The sequence below is a fragment of the Bacteroidota bacterium genome (genome assembly GCA_036522515.1).
Classification (GTDB): Bacteria; Bacteroidota; Ignavibacteria; order UBA10030; family SZUA-254; genus VBOC01.
On sequence record DATDFQ010000028.1, the window covers coordinates 26,974 to 41,568 of the forward strand.

At 61.3% G+C, this 14,595-nt stretch carries 17 protein-coding genes; all 17 read right to left on the reverse strand.

Annotation, left to right across the window (positions count from 1 at the left end):
• Nucleotides 1–11: 11 nt before the first annotated feature.
• Nucleotides 12–686, reverse strand: a complete 675-nt coding sequence (locus VI215_04360) for a phosphoribosylanthranilate isomerase (protein HEY6191542.1) — start codon at nucleotides 684–686, stop codon at nucleotides 12–14.
• Nucleotides 670–1,476 (reverse strand): indole-3-glycerol phosphate synthase TrpC, encoded by an 807-nt coding sequence (trpC, locus tag VI215_04365; GenBank protein HEY6191543.1) that lies wholly within the window; start codon nucleotides 1,474–1,476, stop codon nucleotides 670–672. The genes VI215_04360 and trpC overlap by 17 nt, the downstream gene beginning before the upstream one ends.
• Entirely contained in the window at nucleotides 1,473–2,483 is a 1,011-nt protein-coding gene (gene trpD, locus VI215_04370; protein ID HEY6191544.1) for an anthranilate phosphoribosyltransferase, read from the reverse strand. The genes trpC and trpD overlap by 4 nt, the downstream gene beginning before the upstream one ends.
• Entirely contained in the window at nucleotides 2,480–3,070 is a 591-nt protein-coding gene (locus VI215_04375) for an aminodeoxychorismate/anthranilate synthase component II (GenBank protein HEY6191545.1), read from the reverse strand. Before VI215_04375 ends, trpD begins: the two co-directional genes overlap by 4 nt.
• Nucleotides 3,067–4,584, reverse strand: a complete 1,518-nt coding sequence (gene trpE, locus VI215_04380; GenBank protein HEY6191546.1) for an anthranilate synthase component I — start codon at nucleotides 4,582–4,584, stop codon at nucleotides 3,067–3,069. Before trpE ends, VI215_04375 begins: the two co-directional genes overlap by 4 nt.
• A gap of 449 nt (nucleotides 4,585–5,033) precedes the next feature.
• Nucleotides 5,034–5,450, reverse strand: a complete 417-nt coding sequence (locus VI215_04385) for a DUF420 domain-containing protein (protein ID HEY6191547.1) — start codon at nucleotides 5,448–5,450, stop codon at nucleotides 5,034–5,036.
• Nucleotides 5,447–6,064, reverse strand: coding sequence for an SCO family protein (locus VI215_04390; GenBank protein ID HEY6191548.1), 618 nt, complete (start codon nucleotides 6,062–6,064; stop codon nucleotides 5,447–5,449). Before VI215_04390 ends, VI215_04385 begins: the two co-directional genes overlap by 4 nt.
• A gap of 1 nt (nucleotide 6,065) precedes the next feature.
• Nucleotides 6,066–6,863, reverse strand: coding sequence for an ABC transporter permease (locus VI215_04395; protein HEY6191549.1), 798 nt, complete (start codon nucleotides 6,861–6,863; stop codon nucleotides 6,066–6,068).
• 4 nt (nucleotides 6,864–6,867) lie between these two features.
• Entirely contained in the window at nucleotides 6,868–7,869 is a 1,002-nt protein-coding gene (locus tag VI215_04400) for an ABC transporter ATP-binding protein (protein ID HEY6191550.1), read from the reverse strand.
• Between the two features lie 147 nt (nucleotides 7,870–8,016).
• The gene (gene cyoE, locus VI215_04405; GenBank protein HEY6191551.1) at nucleotides 8,017–8,958 is read right to left on the reverse strand and encodes a heme o synthase; all 942 of its coding nucleotides are present in this window, start codon (nucleotides 8,956–8,958) and stop codon (nucleotides 8,017–8,019) included.
• Nucleotides 8,955–10,001 carry a COX15/CtaA family protein gene (locus VI215_04410; GenBank protein ID HEY6191552.1) on the reverse strand — a complete coding sequence of 349 codons (1,047 nt, stop codon included), beginning with the start codon at nucleotides 9,999–10,001 and terminating at the stop codon, nucleotides 8,955–8,957. Before VI215_04410 ends, cyoE begins: the two co-directional genes overlap by 4 nt.
• The gene (locus VI215_04415) at nucleotides 9,998–11,359 is read right to left on the reverse strand and encodes a hypothetical protein (GenBank protein ID HEY6191553.1); all 1,362 of its coding nucleotides are present in this window, start codon (nucleotides 11,357–11,359) and stop codon (nucleotides 9,998–10,000) included. Before VI215_04415 ends, VI215_04410 begins: the two co-directional genes overlap by 4 nt.
• Complete coding sequence (locus tag VI215_04420) at nucleotides 11,344–11,649, reverse strand: hypothetical protein (protein HEY6191554.1); 306 nt, start codon at nucleotides 11,647–11,649, stop codon at nucleotides 11,344–11,346. Before VI215_04420 ends, VI215_04415 begins: the two co-directional genes overlap by 16 nt.
• Nucleotides 11,646–11,852: a hypothetical protein gene (locus tag VI215_04425; GenBank protein ID HEY6191555.1), complete on the reverse strand. Its 207-nt coding sequence runs from the start codon at nucleotides 11,850–11,852 to the stop codon at nucleotides 11,646–11,648. The genes VI215_04420 and VI215_04425 overlap by 4 nt, the downstream gene beginning before the upstream one ends.
• The gene (locus VI215_04430; protein ID HEY6191556.1) at nucleotides 11,842–12,156 is read right to left on the reverse strand and encodes a cytochrome C oxidase subunit IV family protein; all 315 of its coding nucleotides are present in this window, start codon (nucleotides 12,154–12,156) and stop codon (nucleotides 11,842–11,844) included. The genes VI215_04425 and VI215_04430 overlap by 11 nt, the downstream gene beginning before the upstream one ends.
• Before the next feature lie 8 nt (nucleotides 12,157–12,164).
• Nucleotides 12,165–12,749: a cytochrome c oxidase subunit 3 gene (locus tag VI215_04435; GenBank protein ID HEY6191557.1), complete on the reverse strand. Its 585-nt coding sequence runs from the start codon at nucleotides 12,747–12,749 to the stop codon at nucleotides 12,165–12,167.
• 3 nt (nucleotides 12,750–12,752) lie between these two features.
• Nucleotides 12,753–14,546: a cbb3-type cytochrome c oxidase subunit I gene (locus VI215_04440; GenBank protein ID HEY6191558.1), complete on the reverse strand. Its 1,794-nt coding sequence runs from the start codon at nucleotides 14,544–14,546 to the stop codon at nucleotides 12,753–12,755.
• Between the last annotated feature and the right edge of the window lie 49 nt (nucleotides 14,547–14,595).

Genomic DNA, 14,595 nt, shown 5'->3' on the forward strand with positions numbered 1-14,595 from the left:
AGGGTGGAGGATTACTCGATTGTTCCGAGCGCTTCAAACAACAACTTCACTTTGTTCCGGTCCTTCTTGCCCGGGGCGGATTCGACGCCGCTATTGACGTCGATCGCGTAGGGCTTTACCGCCCTGACGACGACGGGCGCATTTTCCGGATTGAGTCCCCCGGCGACGATGAGCGGATAGTAATTCTTCAGGCGCTCGGCGACCGAGAGATCCGGCATCGTCCCCGATCCGCCGTACACGCTGGCTCCGTGTCCTTCGCCGGGAGTGGGTTCCCCGCCGTCCGGGCGGATGCCCGGGCCTCCGCTCGCGCCGTCGAGCATGGCGGCGGAGATCGCGTACTCTTTCACCCGTTCGACCTCGTCGATGTTCCTGATCCTGAACGCTTTGACGACACTCAGGGGATATCCCTGGCAATCCGCCGGAGTCTCGTCGCCGCTCAGTTGGATCGCCCGAATCCCGGTCCGCCTGATGACCGATTGGATCGTCTCTCTCCCGGCGTTCACAAACACGCCCACAGGCGTAATAAAAGGCGGCAGCTCCCGTATGATCGCGGCCGCCGCATCGGGATCAACGTACCGCGGGCTCCCCGTGTAGAAAATAAACCCGAGAGCATCGGCGCCCGCCGACGAGCACATCTGCGCATCTTCGGAATCGCGTATGCCGCAAATCTTAACCCTGAGTTTCATGACCGACTCCTTTCAAGAGTTCCCGGAGCGACGCGCCGGGCGACGACGATTTCATAAAATGTTCTCCGATCAACGCCGACCGGACTCCGCAGGCGAGGAGCTTGAGGAGATCGGAGGGCTCGCGGATTCCGCTCTCGCTGACGAGCGTGATTCCTTTCACCGGCGCAAAATGGGCTGCCATGGTCACCGTGCGGCCCAGGTCGATTTCGAAAGACCGAAGATCCCGGTTGTTGATGCCGATCAGGCGCATACGGTCGAGATCGAGGCGGTCGATTTCCTTCTCGTCGTAGAGCTCGACGAGCGCCTCAAGGCCGAGTTCGGCGGCGGCGGCGTGGAGGTCGGCCAGATGGGCCTTGTCGAGGATCCCCGCGATGAGCAGGACCGCATCGGCGCCGCATGATTTCGCCTCATGTACCTGAAACTCGTCGATGATGAAATCTTTCCGGAGGACCGGAAGGAGAATCGACTCGCGTACGCTCCGCAAATCCTGAATCGTGCCGGAGAAAAACCGCTCGTCGGTCAGCACCGAGATGCCGGCCGCACCGTTTGCCGCGTACTGGCGCGCGACCTCGACGGGAGAGGGGCCCTCCCTGCGCGAGCCGGCCGAGGGTGAGGATCGCTTGAACTCCGCTATGATCGCGAAGGTCTTTGCCTGCGCGATGGCGCGGGTCATCGACCGCGTGCCCGCTCCGTAGAACTCAGTCTGAGCCAGGTCCGAGATCCGTGTCCCGCGCTTCCGGGACGCGACCTCTCCGCGTTTGTGATCGACGATGGTCTCGAGAATATTCATTTGGAAGCGTACTCCCTCAATGCTTCGAGCTTCCCGAGCGCCTTCCCCGAATCGATCGATTCCCCCGCCAGGCGGACCGCATCGCTGACGTTCGCGGCTTTTCCCGCGGCCATCAGGCCGAGAGCCGAATTCGCGAGCACGATATCGCGGTGGGGGAGCCTTTCGCCTCCGAGAATGCGGAGCGCGATCGCAGCGTTGGCTTCACTCGAGCCGCCGAGGATGGAATCACGCTTCACTGCCGGCAAGCCGAAGTGCCCCGGTTCCAGATGGCTCGGTTCAGCGGAGGACCTGCTCCCGATATCGAAAAGCGTCGTGCGTGCTTCGAGCGACACCTCGTCGAGCCCGTCGTCCGAATGAACGACCAGAATCCGGAGGGGATCGAGGCGCGAAAAAGCTCCCGCCATCATCCGGGCGGCCCCTTCGCTGAACGCGCCCACGAGCTGGCGCCGGACCCCGGCCGGGTTGGTCATCGGGCCGAGGATATTGAACAACGTCTTGACCCCGAGCTCTGCCCGGGCCTTCGCCGCATGTTTCATCGCCGGGTGAAAGAGGGGCGCGAAGAGGAAACCGATTCCGACGCGGTTGATGCAGTCCCCGGCCCGCCCCGGGGGGAGGTCGATATTCACTCCAAGCGCCCTGAGCACGTCGGCGCTGCCGCACGCGCTCGATATCGACTTATTCCCGTGCTTCGCCACCGTGACGCCGGCACCGGCCACGACAAAGGAAGCGACTGTCGAGATGTTGAACGTGCCCGTGCCGTCGCCGCCGGTCCCGCACATGTCGATCGCGTCGGCATCGTCCAGCGCGACCCGAACGCATTTTTCCCGCATCACCTCAACAAACCCGAGGACTTCCTCGGTCTGCTCCCCCTTGGTTCGCAGGGCGACAAGTAACCCGGCAATTTGCACGTCCGTCGCGGCCCCCTCCATGATGGTACGCATCGCGGAGGCAGCCTCCTGGCGCGTGAGATGTCCGCCTTCCGTGACCTTCCGGATCAGCTCCCTCATCGCGCGGCCACCTCGGGGCGGGGGGCGCTCCGCAGCCAGTTGGCAATGATCCGGGGGCCGCTGGTGGTGAGCACCGACTCGGGGTGGAATTGAATCCCCTCGACCGGGTACTCCCGGTGACGCACTCCCATGATGATTCGATCGTCGGTGGTCGAAGTGACTTCGAGCTCGGGGGGTAAATGGTCCGTGCCGATGATCAACGAGTGATAGCGTGTAGCGGTAAACGGAGTTCCGAGGCCAGCGTAGAGCCCCTTCCCGTTATGGCGGATCTCCGAGGTTTTTCCGTGCATCAGGACCGGCGCGCGGCAGATGGTGCCGCCGTAGGCGGCTCCGATCGCCTGATGCCCCAGGCAAACTCCGAGGATCGGCGTGGAAGGGCCCAGGAGCCGGATGAGTTCGACGCAGACGCCCGCATGTTCCGGCCTCCCGGGCCCCGGCGAGATCAGAATTCCGCCGGGTTTCAGCGAGACGATCTCCTTCAGAGTGAGCGCGTCGTTCCGGACCACCCGGTAGTCGCCGGTGTGAAGGCCGACGAGCTGGACGAGGTTGTACGTGAACGAATCGTAGTTGTCGATGATCAAAATCAACGCGAAATTCCTTCCGCCATCCGGAGCGCCTCGACGAGCGCGCGGGCCTTGTTGGTGGTTTCGTCGTATTCCCGGGCCGGATCTGAATCGGCCACGATTCCGGCGCCTGCCTGCAGGTAAATCCGCCCGTTCGATGAAAACATCGTCCGGATCGCGATGCACATGTCCATATTTCCGGAGAAGTCGAAATATCCGACCCCCCCCGCATAGAGGCCCCGCCGCGACGACTCAAGCTCGTCAATGATCTCCATGGCGCGGATTTTCGGCGCCCCCGAGACGGTTCCGGCGGGAAAGGTGGCTTTCAGGACGTCGACGCAGCTCGTTCCCTGCCGCACCTTCCCGATCACACGGGAAGCGATATGCATGACGTGCGAATAACGGACGACGGTCATGAGCTGGTCGACGGCGACGCTGCCCACCTCGCACACGCGGCCGAGGTCGTTGCGGCCGAGGTCGACGAGCATGACGTGCTCGGCGCGCTCCTTCTCGTCGGAGAGAAGCTCCGCTTCCAGCCTTCTGTCCTCCTCTTCGGTGATGCCCCGCGGACGGGTGCCCGCGATCGGATAGACTTCCGCGATTCCATTTTCCATCCGGACGAGGATTTCCGGGGAAGAGCCGATGACCTTGAAGCCGTCGAAATCGAGATAATAAAGGTAGGGGGAGGGGTTGATGACCCGGAGCGACCTGTACGCGTTAAACGCGTCGCCGCTGATGCCGGCTGAGAAGCGGCGCGAGAGGACGACCTGGAAGATATCGCCTTCCTCGATGTAGTGTTTCGCCTTCCTGACGATTTCCTCATATCCGGCCCTCTCCTTCTCTTCGGCTTGCCGGCCGGCCGGGTGGCTTTCCAGGCGATCGGGAAGCGGGCCCGCGAGGAGATGAAACTCGTGGGGACGGCTTTCCCGATCGGCCAGGAGGGTTTCGAGCCGCGTGATTTCCTCCTGGGCATGCTCGTACTGGCGGCGGAGATCGCTGCCGGGTTCGATGAGCTCGTTCACGATCGTGATGATCTCGTGTTTCAAGTGATCGAACACGAGCACCGAGGCGTACAGCCCGAGGATGCTGTCGTCGAGGTTCATGTCGTCGCCCGCGGCCGCGGGGATATTCTCGATGAACCGGATGGCATCGTATCCGATGAAACCGACAAGCCCGCCCCGGAATCGTGGGAGAGAGGGGAGAGGCGGTTGGCGGTAACGGCCGACAAGCTCGTTGACGATTTCGAAGAAGTTCCCTTCGGAGACGCGCTCCGAACGGGTTGAATCGGATTGCCGTACCTCGATGATCCGGGTCTTTTTCCCCTTGCATTTCAGGATCGCGAGAGGGTCGCGCCCGAGGAACGAGTAGCGCGCGAAGCGCTCGCCTCCTTCCACGCTTTCGAGCAGGAACGAGCACGCGGCGCCTTCCCGGAGCCGCAGGTAGGCGGAAACGGGCGTCAAGGTGTCGGCAAGCATCCGCTTGCTGACGGGGATGACGTTGTATGTTTGGGAGAGTTCCTTAAATTCTTCGAATGTCATCAGATTCGCCCTAAAACACGAAAGCCCCTCCTGGTGTTCCAAGAAGGGCTCGCTGACTACTCGATCTTTAGAAAATTATGCCGTTCTCGTCCCACCCGGTACCGAAGGTACAGGAAACCAGTACCAATACCAAAAACCGCTATTCCGGGGGACTGAGATCATGTTTGAACGATACGAAGAAAAGAGGAAATTGTCAAGTCAAAAACCGGATCGGCTGTTTCTCACTCTCAGCCGTTGCCGTCGACCTGTATTCGTTGTAGGGGCGGGGCATGCCCCGCCCGCGGTTCGGATACCGCAATCCTTTCGGGCGACGCATGCGTCGCCCCTACAAAAGCAGGAAAGAGCCCACGACCTAAAGGTCGTGGCTACCGATCCCTCGGGTTTGGTAGGCGCAGGCTTTAGCCTGCGTTTATTCCGTTGGTCTGTTGAACCTCAGCCAGCACCCGGTATCAGGCGTAGATGTGGTAGAGCATGACGTAGACGACCACCCCGGTGATTGAGACGTAGAGCCAGACAGGGTAGGTCCAGCGGGCGATGGCCTTGTGCCTGCCGATCTCGTTCCTCAGGCCCCGGCGGAGGCTGATCAGCACGAGCGGAACGACCGCCGCAGCGAGAACGGTGTGGGAGCCGAGAAGCGTGAAATAGAACGGACGGACCCATCCTTCTCCGGTGAATCTGGTCGTTCCGTGATAGTAATGGTAGGTGAGGTATGAGACGAGAAAGCAGGAGGAAACGACGCAGGCGGCGATCATGAATTTCCGGTGCGTCTCCCGCCGCCCCTTTTCGATCATCCGGTGCCCGGTCACCAGAAGGATCGCGCTGGTCGTGTTCAGCAGGGCGTTGAGCGCCGGGAGGAATTCGATCACCGGTCGACCCTGCTCGAGAGAATCCGTGTGTCGTGAAGCAGCGAACGGACGGCGTCCGAATCGTCCATATCGTAGTAGCCTCTGATGCCCGCCTCCTGGTCGATCAGCACGAATTTCTGACTGTGGATGATCGCGCTGTCTCCTTCGATGTCGAGGCCGAGATGGAAGCCGTCGCGCGTGAGCCCGTAGATCGCGGTGCGATCCCCGGTCAGAAAGCGCCACCTTCCGCTGACCGCGCCATACTGCTTCGCGTACTGCCGGAGAACTTCCGGAGTATCCGTTTCGGGGTCGACGGAGATGGAGACAAATTGAGCATGGGGATCCGCCAGGAGCGATTGTTGAAGTTCAGACATTTTCGAGCTCATGACCGGACACGCCCCCGCGCACTGTGTAAAGATGAAGTCGGCGATCGTGATCTTGCCCAGGAGTTGCCGGCGGGAGACGGGGCTCCCTTCTTCGGAGGTAAGCCGGAACTCCGGGACTGTGCCGTACGTGGGCAGGAGGACCTTCTTCTCGACTCTGTTGGAGATATACCAGTATGTCACGATCGCCATCCCGAGCGTGAACGGAATTCCGAAAATGATCAGGACAAGGAGGCGGGGCCGGGCGCTCATATCAGGCCGATTTGTCCGCCCGGACGATGGCGACGGAAATCAGAAACGTGGCGAGGGCGAACGCCACCGAGACCGAAAGAGAAACGGGAAGAGAGGCGAACTCGCGCACCGGGACGGGTGCGGCCAGGTAGAGCGCCTCCCTCAGAGCGACGATCCCGTACGAAAGAGGGTTCAGCATCATGACGGTCCCGAGCCACCCCGCGGCGCCCGAGACGGGGAAGAGGCTTCCGGAGAGGAGCCACAAAGGGATCAGGAACAGGTTCATGATTGCATGAAACCCCTGCGACGAATCCATCCGCCACGCGATCAAAAATCCCAGCCCGGTCAGACCGAAAGAGACGACGATCAGGATGAACAGGATAATGAGAAGGGAGGCGGGACCGATCGAAATTCCGATCACCGGGGCGAGCAGCAGAAGGATCACGGCCTGGATCAACGAAAGGACCGTCCCTCCGAGGATTTTGCCGAGCGCGATGCTGGATCTCGGGACCGGGGCCACGATCACCGACTGGAGGAAGCCCTCGCGGCGGTCCTCGATGATCGAGATCGTCGAGAAGATCGCCGTGAAGAGGATAATCAACACGATCGTCCCGGGGTAGAAATACTCGAGATAGTTGACGTTGGGAGGGGCGTTCGGATACCGGAACGACGTCCCGAGTCCCGATCCGATCAGAAACCAGAACACCAGGGGCGAGCCGATCACCCCGATCATCCGGGTGCGTTGGCGGTAAAATCTGACGAGCTCACGCCGCGCGAGGCTGAACGCGGGCCGCCAGAAGGATGAAGGGGCGTTTGTCATGGGATCATCCGTGCTGTTCATCCTCGCGGTCCCAGAACCTGTGTCCCGTCCGGCCGATGAACACGTCCTCGAGGGTCGGCTTGGAGTATGTGACGGAATCGATCCTGCCCGGGTAGGCGCGCACAAGCTGCGGAATGAATTCGTGGCCGTTTGCCCGCTCGATGCGAACCGTCTTTCCGATCACCTGTGGGGTGCCGCCGAACGATTCGCGAAGGAGGCGCCCGACCGCGTCAGGCTCGGGCGCGGTGATCGAGACGACATCTCCCCCGATCTCCTCTTTCAATGCGGCAGGGGAGCCGAGGGCGACCAGAGAGCCGCCGTCGAGAATCCCGATCCGGTCGCACTGGTCCGCCTCGTCGAGCAGATGGGTGGTCAGAAGGACGGTCACCTGTTCCGCCGCGCACAATTCCTTCAGGTAGCCGTCGAAGTCCTTCCGCGCGCCCGGGTCGAGCCCTGTGCTCGGTTCGTCGAGGATGAGGAGTTGAGGCTTGTGCAACAACGCTTTGGCGAGTTCCACCCGCCGCTGCATCCCGCCCGAAAGCTTTTCGATCAACTCGTTTGCCCGGTCGCCCATTCCCACACGCCCGAGAATTTCGCCGATCGCCGCCCTGAGAGCCGCTCCCCCGAGGCCGTAGAGCTGCCCCTGGCAATAGAGGTTTTCGTAAGCGGTCAGTTTTTGATCGAGACTCGGGTGCTGGAAGACGACGCCGATTTTTCTGCGTGATTCGATCAGATGGAGCCCAAGGTCCCCGCCGAAGACGCGGACCGTCCCGAATGTCTGCTTCATCAGCGTGGAGAGGATGCGGAAGAGCGTGCTCTTTCCGCTCCCGTTCGGGCCGAGGAGGCAGAACATCTCACCTCTGGCGACTTCAAATGATACGTCGTTCAGGGCCGGGGGCCGGGCGCCGGTTGCCGCCTGGCCGGCCGCCGGTCGAAGGCGGGCGGCGGAGCGCCGGGGAGTTCCGTACGAATGAACCAGGTGCTCTACTTCGACTGCATGCTCCATTGTCATCCTGAGGGAGCGGAGCGACCGAAGGATCCCAGTCCACGAACAAGAAGATCCTTCGCGGAGTTTACACTGAGCGAAGCGAGCGTGCTCAGGATGACAGATATGGGATTAGGATGACACTTGGGAGGCCTCGTCGATGCTCTCCTATACCTTATCAATCGTCAGCAGGAGCATGAGACAGGGGAGATAGACCAAGGAAGCGAAAAACATCCGCCGGGAGTAAAAGTTAAATTCGACCGGATCGGCCGCGTGAATTCCAGCCGGGGAACGCCGCGACTGCCTGGCAAGAAGGACTCCGATTGAGAGAAAGCCGAGACTGAGCATCGCGGCCCCGGTTACGGACATGAGGCCCGTCATTCCGGCGAATGCCGGGGCGAGGCTCACCGGCACGAGCCCGATCGAATAGGCGAGGATTTGCCGGCTTGTGCGCCTCCCGCCCGGGTCATCCACGGTCAGTATCTTGAACCCTGCCCGCGCATAATCGCGGCGGTACATCCAGGCGAGAGAGAGAAAATGAGGCATCTGCCAGCAAAACAAAATGGCGAACAACACGGCCGCCTCCGTCCCGATGCTGTTCCGGGCAGCCGTCCATCCCATGACCGGAGGAAGCGCGCCCGGAATGGCTCCGACGAGAGTGGAGTAGGGGGTGATGCGCTTGAGGGGAGTATAGAGAAAGATGTATGTCGCGAATGTCACCGCCGCGAGGAATCCGGTCAGGATATTTACGAAGAGCGTCAGCTCGAGCATTCCGGCCGCGGCGATCACGATTCCGAAGGTCAGGCATTCGGAGGGTTCGAGCCGGCCCGCCGGCAGGGGTCTTCGCTCTGTCCGCTTCATCAGCGAATCATACTCTCGCTCGATGAATTGGTTGAGAGCGCCCGCCCCGCCCCCGAGAAGAGCAGTCCCGAGCGCCAGGTGCACAAACAGTATATAGTGAAACGGTCCGGAGCTCGCAAGATAGAACCCGCAAAGCGAGGTCAGGACGGAAAGACCCGTCAATTCGGGCTTCATCAGCTCCCCGTAATCGGACAACTTCGATAAAAGCGGATACCTCGCGCGCCCGATCGCCTTTGCCGTTCCGTTCATGAGGCGCCTCCATACGCCGATTGGGCGGAGGCGGAATGAAGGATTCCAAGGCGCGGCAGTCCCCACACTCTGGCGCCATGCAGTGTCGCGAGCGCGAGACCCACAAGCAGTAACGCACCCGTCGCGACATGCGCGGTCGCAGGAAGAACAGCTTTCCCGGAGAGAACCGTCATCGCGCCGAGCAGGATCTGGACGGCCACGAGCGCGCCAAGGATCCAGCCGAACCGTGAAAACCGGCCCGAGACCGGTGCAAGCCTGACGAGTCTTACCGAAGTCCATAGGACGAGAAGGAAGACCGGCACCGCCCAGATCCGGTGAACCAGATGGATCAGCACCTGAGAGGAAGAGATGGGACCGTCCGCCGCAATCCGGATCCCAAGGTCGAGGAGCGTGGCATTGTAGCGCGCGAGAGCGTCCGCCGAGAGTGACGGAAGAAGCTGGCCGTAGGCCAGAGGGAAGTCGGGGATCGCAAGTCCGGAATCGGTATGGCGCATGAGGGCGCCGAGCATCAACTGGATGAAGACCGCGGCGGTCGCCGAGCCGGCCAGCCAAACGATCGAGCGCGAGCGGGCCGGCGGGCGCGGCTGAGCGCTCCGCCACCAGGGGGAAGTAAAGAGCGCAAGGGACGCGACGACGACAAAAAATGTCTGGGCGAGCATCGCATGACCGACTGAGAGGGCGGGCGGAAGGAGAAGAAGCACGGTCAGACCGCCAAGGAGGCCCTGCGCGACGACGAGGCCGACTGCCGCAACCCCGAGGATCCGCACCCATCTCCGGTCTTCGCGCTTCCAAAGCCAGATTGCGAGGAGAACCGTCAGGAAACCGACGGCCGAGGCGATCAGGCGATGCGTGTGCTCGAAGACGATCCCGCCGACCATCTGGTCAAGCGGGAAGGCGAACATAAACCGGCCGTACGTGTTCGGCCAGTCGGGCACCGAGAGCCCCGAACCGGTACTGGTCACCAGACCGCCCGCGACGATGAGGAGGAACGTGCAGACTGCCGTCCCGAGGGCGAACCGGTGAAGGTTCCTGTAACTCGTCAATGCTTGCTCTCCGCGGCCGGGGGGGTCTGTGTCGAATCGGTCCCTGTTTGTGCCGGGGTTTGTTCCGGAGCCGATGCCTGGGTCAGGGCGGCCTCCTGCTGATCGAACCAGGCCTTGTACTCTTCGGGAGTCTGGACGGTCATGTATCCGCGCATGCGGAAATGGCCCAGGCCGCAAAGCTGGGCGCACGCGATCTCCGTGGGGGTCGCCGGAGCGATGACGACCTCGGAAAGCCCGGCGTCGGCCAGTTTCGTAAGAAGCTCTTCGGTAAGCGCGTCCCCCTTGTTTGCGGCGACTGCGCCCGATTTGTCGTTGTAGGATTCCATCACCACGAAGGCATCCATGTTCGACATCTGGCGGGCCGAAATCTCCTTCACACCCGCCTCGACCAGTTTCGTGACGGCGTCTTCGCTCAGCGGATCGTTCTTCGAGATCATGGCGGCGCCGCTCGAATCCTTGTGGTCCTCCATCGAGACGAACTTATCCAGATTCGCTACACGCCGGACAGGCGCATCGGTCATGCCGGCCTCGGCCAGCTTCGTCGCGTTCTCGGCCGTGAGATGATCGCCCTTGGATGCGATCGTGCCCGAGCTGTCGGCGTACTCCTTCATGAGCATCAGATCCTCATGGCCCGATCCGGCGGAAATCGCCGTGTGCGTCAGTTCGGGAAGCTTCAGCATTCGCACGCGCTTCATTGCGTCGGCGATCGAGAACGAGTGGCGCAATTCCTCCCGCACTTCCGAAGTCGTCTTCGTCGGCGTGAACCAGACGGGGATGACCATGCCGGGGATGGCGTCCTGCTTGACGCGAAACGCGGGTAGATTGAAGCTGTGAATCACGTCCTTGGTGCTGAGCTGGACGATCACCGGCTTGTTGACGGGGAGGTTGAGATTGTTGTTGGTGACGATGTCGTCCTTCGCGTCGGGGTCGGTGCGGTCGAGCCCGAGCGGGTTATCGGTGTCGATCAGCCCGATCGAGGTCCGGCCGAATTTGCCGTCCGGGCCGGGATAGTGGATGTTCCATGCGAATTGTTCCGCCACGACGCGGACGATCGTCGCGTCCTTTTCCGCCGGAAACGCGTCGACGCGCTTCGACCAGAGGGGGATGGAAAACGCCGCGAGGAGCACGATCTCCGCGACGAGCACGCCGACTTCGATGTAGCTCGAATAATGGCTCTTGACGCCCGCGTAATTTGCGGTGGGATTCTTCGACCTGCGAAAGCGGACGAGCGTGCTGATGTAGAAGGCGCCCCAACCCACGAACAGGATCAGCATCAGCCAGTGAACCAGCCCGATGAGGTGGTCGATCGCCGGACCATGCTGCGATGCGTCGGGAGGCAGCCCTAAAAATTGTTCCATTCCATGACTCCTTTTTCGTCGTTCTGGCGAAGTACGCCTTGTTGATCGATGTATGTCTGTGCTGAAAGTTGGCCCCGGAGCCGTCGATACCGCCTCCAGAGCATCACGAAGAAGAGCGAAATGATCCCCAGGACGAATCCGGTGATCCCGAGCATGACCAGGAGAGCCGTGTTCATGCCCGCGTTCATGGGGGAATCGTTCGCCCTGTAACAGACCGGGCAGGCCGCCGCGGAGCCGGAGAGCGCCAGCGTGAGCGCCGCGGGGAGCGAGAGAAAAAGAAATCGTTTCATAAATACCCCACGTGTCTGAGTTTCTTCAGGATCCTGATGCCGTAGAGGATGAGCGCAAGGCCCGCGGCGAGCGAAGCGACGGCCGCGAGCAGCGTCCAGACGTCGCCCGAGCCCGAGTACGACCGGAAGAGCCAGACGGAAAACCCGATCGCGAGCAGGACCGAGAGAGAGATGAAGAAAATATGGAATGCCTTAAGGGACACTGTGATAGAGGATCGGATCCGAGTGATGGAAGAGCGGAAGCGACATCAGGACGGCGAAGAACACGACGGTCAACAGAAGCGTGGCGTAGATGACCTTCTTCTCGGAGACGAGGTGCATGAAGTAGCTTGCGACCAGAGACCCCTTGATGGTTGCGATCACGAGCGCCACGGTGATGGCCATGGGAACGGAAAGATGAAGCCGCGAGATCGCGACCGTGACGATCGTCAGGCAGAGAAGCGCGACGAACACGGTGACGTACTTCCTGACATGTTTCTTGATTTCCTGCGGGTCGGCGGATTCCATGCTGGCTCCTATAAGAGGTAGAGTACGGGAAACAGGAAAATCCAGACGAGATCGACGAAATGCCAGTAGAGTCCGGCAACCTCGATCCGGTTGGTGAAGCGGGCGGGCTCGGTCTTCCACATTTTGCTTCCGGGCCCCCAGAAGTACGAATTCACGATCATCCCCCCGATGACGTGGATCCCGTGCAATCCGGTCAGCGTAAAGTAGATCGCAAAGAACGTGTTCTTGCTCGGAATGTCTCCCATCCGGATATGGTGGCTGTACTCGAAGTACTTGATGATCAGGAACCCGAACCCGAGAAGGATCGTCAACCCGAGATAGAGCTTGTATTTCCGGAAGTCCTTCATCATCAGCGACGCCCAGGCCATGACCATCGTGATGCTGGAGGTGATGAGGACTCCGGTGTTGACCGTCGCGAGCAGGACATCCAGCTCTCCGTGCGGCCATTCAGGCGCCCCGAGACGAAGCAGGATGTAGGTCGTGAAGAGCGCGCCGAATAACATGACTTCCGAGGCGAGGAAGAGCCAGATCCCCGCCTTGGCGTTGAACAGGCCGGTGTCGGGGCGGGCGGTAACGGTATAGGGAATTTCCATGATTTACGATTTGGTTGATTGGTTCTGGGGAGTAAAATCGGACGCCGCACCGGGGACCGAGTACTCGTACGGACCATGGTAGACTTCCGGGACAGTGGCAAAATTTCCGTGCGGAATCGGGGGAGTCGGCGCCGCGGCCCACTCGAGGGTCGTCGCCTGCCAGCAATTCTCCTCCGCCTTCTTCCCCTTCCTGATGCTCAGGAAGAGATTGAGGATGAAGACGAGCTGAACGATTCCCATCACCCACGCGCCGACCGACATGACTTCGTTCAGGTGAAGGACTCCCTGGGCGTGGGCGTACTGCTGTCCGCCGTCATACAGTCGGCGCGACACGCCCGCAAGCCCCTGAATGAGCATCGGGAAGAAGATGACGTTCATGCAAATGAACGTGCCCCAGAAATGGATCTTGCCCATCGCCTCGTTCATCTTCCGTCCGGTGATTTTGGGGAACCAGTAATAGATCCCGGCAAAGAGGCCGAAGAGCGTCCCCGGCGCCACGACATAGTGGAAGTGGCCGATCACGTAATACGTGTCATGGAGCGGTATGTCCGAAGCGGCGAGCCCCAGCGGGAGCCCCGTCAGGCCGCCGATCCCGAACATCGGAAGAAATGCGAGCGCGAAGAGCATGGGAGTCGTGAACCGTATCGACGCCCCGTAGAGGCTCATGAACAATGCGGAGAGAATGATCACGGAGGGGATCGAAATGATCATCGTCGTCGTCTGGAAGAACGAGCTGATGGCGGTGCCCATCCCGGTGAGAAACATATGATGGGCCCAGACGATGAACGACATGAACCCGAGGAAGATCACGGAGTAGACGAGCGATTTATATCCCCAGAGCGGCTTCCGGGTGTTGTTCGCGATGACTTCCGCGACGATTCCGAGAGCGGGGAGGATCAGCACGTAGACCTCCGGGTGAGCGAGGAACCAGAAGAGATGCTGCCAGAGAAGCGGGTTCCCGCCTCCGCTGTTGGGCCACACCTGGCCGCTTACGACAAGCCCCGACGGAAGGAAGAAGCTCGTTCCCGCGACCCTGTCCATCAGCTGAAGCACGCCGGCCGCCTCGAGAGGCGGAAACGCCAACAGCAGAAGGAACCCCGTCACCAGCTGAGACCAGACAAAGAACGGGAGGCGCATGAACGAAAGGCCCTTCGCCCGGAGCTGGAGTATCGTGACGATAAAATTGACCGAGCCGAGCAGGGAGGAGGTGATCAGAAAGACCATGCCGAGAAGCCAGAACGTCTGGCCGCCCCAGAATCCGGGGATCGTGACATCGGATAGCGGAGGGTACGACGTCCAGCCCGACTGGGCTGCGCCGCCCGGCACGAAGAAACTTCCGAGCATCGTCACGCCGCCCACGAAGTAGACCCAGTAGCTCGCCATGTTCAGCTTCGGGAAGGCCATATCGGGCGCGCCGATCTGGAGGGGCATGACATAGTTTCCGAACGCGCCCACCGCAAGGGGAACGACGCCGAGGAACACCATGATCGTGCCGTGCATCGCGCCGAGCTGGTTGTAGAATTCCGGCAGCATGATGCCTCCGGGCGCGCGGTCTTCACCGAGAAGGGAACCGATCCAGGGAATCGGATCGCCGGGGTACGCGAGCTGCCAGCGCATGATCATCATCAGCCCGAAGCCGAAGAACAGGAATATCATGCTGGTGAGCGCGTACTGGAGGCCGATCACCTTGTGATCGGTGGAGAAGACGTACTTGCGCCAGAACGGCAGCTCGTGCTCGTGGTGCAGCTCCGTGTGCGGCACCGCGACCGCCGCGGGCGTGACGTGGTTGGTTTTCATAGACCTCGATTCATCGTAAGTGGTGTCAGGTGAGCCGTCGTCCCGGCCG

Excerpts from the sequence above, each read along its gene's own strand:
- VI215_04360 (HEY6191542.1), bottom strand. The coding sequence starts at position 686 with ATGAAACTCAGGGTTAAGATTTGCGGCATACGCGATTCCGAAGATGCG.
- trpC (HEY6191543.1), bottom strand. The coding sequence starts at position 1,476 with ATGAATATTCTCGAGACCATCGTCGATCACAAACGCGGAGAGGTCGCG.
- trpD (HEY6191544.1), bottom strand. The coding sequence starts at position 2,483 with ATGAGGGAGCTGATCCGGAAGGTCACGGAAGGCGGACATCTCACGCGC.
- trpE (HEY6191546.1), bottom strand. The coding sequence starts at position 4,584 with ATGACATTCGAAGAATTTAAGGAACTCTCCCAAACATACAACGTCATC.
- VI215_04390 (HEY6191548.1), bottom strand. The coding sequence starts at position 6,064 with ATGAGCGCCCGGCCCCGCCTCCTTGTCCTGATCATTTTCGGAATTCCG.
- VI215_04395 (HEY6191549.1), bottom strand. The coding sequence starts at position 6,863 with ATGACAAACGCCCCTTCATCCTTCTGGCGGCCCGCGTTCAGCCTCGCG.
- VI215_04400 (HEY6191550.1), bottom strand. The coding sequence starts at position 7,869 with ATGGAGCATGCAGTCGAAGTAGAGCACCTGGTTCATTCGTACGGAACT.
- cyoE (HEY6191551.1), bottom strand. The coding sequence starts at position 8,958 with ATGAACGGAACGGCAAAGGCGATCGGGCGCGCGAGGTATCCGCTTTTA.
- VI215_04415 (HEY6191553.1), bottom strand. The coding sequence starts at position 11,359 with ATGGAACAATTTTTAGGGCTGCCTCCCGACGCATCGCAGCATGGTCCG.
- VI215_04420 (HEY6191554.1), bottom strand. The coding sequence starts at position 11,649 with ATGAAACGATTTCTTTTTCTCTCGCTCCCCGCGGCGCTCACGCTGGCG.
- VI215_04430 (HEY6191556.1), bottom strand. The coding sequence starts at position 12,156 with ATGGAATCCGCCGACCCGCAGGAAATCAAGAAACATGTCAGGAAGTAC.
- VI215_04435 (HEY6191557.1), bottom strand. The coding sequence starts at position 12,749 with ATGGAAATTCCCTATACCGTTACCGCCCGCCCCGACACCGGCCTGTTC.
- VI215_04440 (HEY6191558.1), bottom strand. The coding sequence starts at position 14,546 with ATGAAAACCAACCACGTCACGCCCGCGGCGGTCGCGGTGCCGCACACG.